At 58.7% G+C, this 2,157-nt stretch carries 4 protein-coding genes; 1 reads left to right on the forward strand and 3 read right to left on the reverse strand.

What is annotated here, in order from left to right; all coding sequences use genetic code 11:
• The coding region (locus AC1DP3_RS18180; RefSeq protein ID WP_477295756.1) for an acyltransferase at window positions 1-409 on the forward strand (409 nt) is incomplete at its 5' end.
• Between the two features lie 130 nt (window positions 410-539).
• Here the strand turns inward: AC1DP3_RS18180 and AC1DP3_RS18185 are convergent.
• The 3 genes from AC1DP3_RS18185 to AC1DP3_RS18195 all read right to left on the reverse strand — a co-directional run.
• Window positions 540-1,052: an acyltransferase gene (locus tag AC1DP3_RS18185; protein ID WP_477295758.1), complete on the reverse strand. Its 513-nt coding sequence runs from the start codon at window positions 1,050-1,052 to the stop codon at window positions 540-542.
• Window positions 1,052-1,870: a glycosyltransferase gene (locus tag AC1DP3_RS18190; protein WP_477295759.1), complete on the reverse strand. Its 819-nt coding sequence runs from the start codon at window positions 1,868-1,870 to the stop codon at window positions 1,052-1,054. The genes AC1DP3_RS18185 and AC1DP3_RS18190 overlap by 1 nt, the downstream gene beginning before the upstream one ends.
• A partial coding sequence (locus AC1DP3_RS18195) for a hypothetical protein (RefSeq protein WP_477295761.1) occupies window positions 1,867-2,157 on the reverse strand: 291 nt, incomplete at its 5' end. The genes AC1DP3_RS18195 and AC1DP3_RS18190, both read right to left, overlap by 4 nt.

Consider the following 2,157-nt stretch of genomic DNA (forward strand, 5'->3'; position numbering starts at 1 on the left):
CTATCACGGCTTCCAAATACGCCACGCTCGCGGACTTGAGGTGGGATCCCGATCCAGCATCGGGGATGGCGCAATACTTGACGCCCGTGGCGGCCTCAAAATCGGCTCCGACGTCAATCTGTCAACCGGGGTACATATATGGACCGCTCAGCATGGCTGGGATGATCCTGCCTTCGCTTTCGAAGCATCCCCCGTCGTGCTCGGGGATCACTCGTGGATCAGCACGAGAGTGACGATCCTTCCTGGCGTTACGATCGGCGAAGGTGCGGTCGTCGCGGCAGGCGCTGTCGTCACGAGGGATCTTCCGCCATACGGACTGTATGGCGGAGTGCCCGCCAAGCGAATCCGTGATCGTTCGCCGAAAGACTACCGACTCGCGACGGCGAGACAGAAAGCGTGGTGGTGGTGAGGTCAGGACCCGGGAAATGGGCTCTGGGACCGAGAGTGCTTCCCCATAGCTCCACGGGATGCCTTCTGTCAGTTCGCGCCTAACCTGCTCTCCGGGAGTGCTGCACTAAACCGAAAGTGCAGCGCTGATGCTATGAACCGAGTTCTCTCACCCGCACCGCTGGCGCGCCAGCATAAAGTCCATTGGGATCGCAGTCCCTGACCACTACCGAGCCTGCGGCGATTACACACCCATCGCCGACGGTGGTTCCAKGTAGGAGAACTGCTCGGGCGCCGATCCAAACTCCCTCGCCAACGCGAATTGGCGCTGAAGATGCTTGACCAGCGCGTCGGCTGCTCGGGCCGACTCTGTGCGAACTCGTGACAAACATCACGTTATAGCCGATGTCGCACCGATCACCAATTTTTGTTGTAGCCCCGAGATCGAAGAAGCAACCGTAGTTGATGAAGGTGTTGGCACCCACTTCGAGCCCGCGCCACGCGCCGATGAAGGCGCCAGGGTTAATAAGTGCGGAGGGGTCAACCTTGAGCCCCAATGCTCCCCATGCCCGCGAACGGAGCGCTCGGGGAAATACTCGACTGTTCACTACTCCGAACACAACATCTCKCACAATCGGGCGAAACGTCGCAACAAGCACGTTCATTAGCGAATCGCCGCCGAACGGCGACGCGCATGGCCTCGCTTACCCCGGATCCTGCCTAGGCGCACCCGAGCGGMGTTCACGCTGCCTACCATCCACGCAACGCCTCGGTCAGCTCCTCCGAGTGCACCACGCAGGTCAAGACGGTAGCGGCGGACACTCCCGAGCAACTTCGCAGTCTCCCGTGGTCCAACATCTGACATTCCGCCGCCTTCGTAATTGATAACGATCGCACTCAATTGCGCGGGGGCACCGGCCGCAAACCCAAAACGTAGTACTACGTCGAAGTCGCCAGCGGTTCCAAACGCCAACGAGTGAGACCCCATGCCGATGAGAGCTTGCCGGTCAAAAAGGGTCGATTGATGACAATGTGGCTGGATGCCTAAAGCGTGCTTCAACCAGTCGTGCGGGATACTTCTTATGACCGCGCCGCCTGCTGACAAGTTTCTGGCACCAGCCACTAGCCATTTTTGCCCAGCCTTCTCGGCGTCATCCAGCGCCCCCAGAATCTTTGTCAGTGAGCTGTCATCCGCAAAGGTATCTCCCGCGTTGAGAAATTGAATCCAGCGTCCCGATGCCCGCTCTGCACCATTGTTCATGGCGTCGTAGACACCCGCATCTGGCTCGGAAACGATCTCATGGAAGATCTCGTATGACCTGGCTAGATGCACCGTCTCGTCGGTCGAATTCCCATCCATGAGTATAAGTTCGATATTGGTAGGATCAAACGCTTGTTGGGCGGCGATGGAGGAAATCGTTCTCTCGACCACGCTCGCTGCATTATAGGTTGCCATCACGATAGTAAGTTGTGGGGTCGTCATTGGATCTCCTCAATTGCGCGCATCCACTCGCTCTGGACTTCGTCGAACCAATCCTCCAACGCACGTGGAGGCGCAGCGTCAACGGAGATCTCGTCGCCATCGATTTGGCGGGCCATCTTTTCTATGCCTTGCTCGAGGGGCTGAGATTCGCCGGCCGCCTCCGGTAGGAAGTCGAGGCGAATCACCGGGAGGCCGAGGCTCTCAGCAAGAATGATCGTTCCGCTGGTGGTCACTGCCGTATAAGGGGCGATCAGCGCGCAACATTCTGAGAGTGAGCGTACCAACGT

The sequence above is a fragment of the Microbacterium sp. P5_B6 genome, assembly GCF_056400345.1.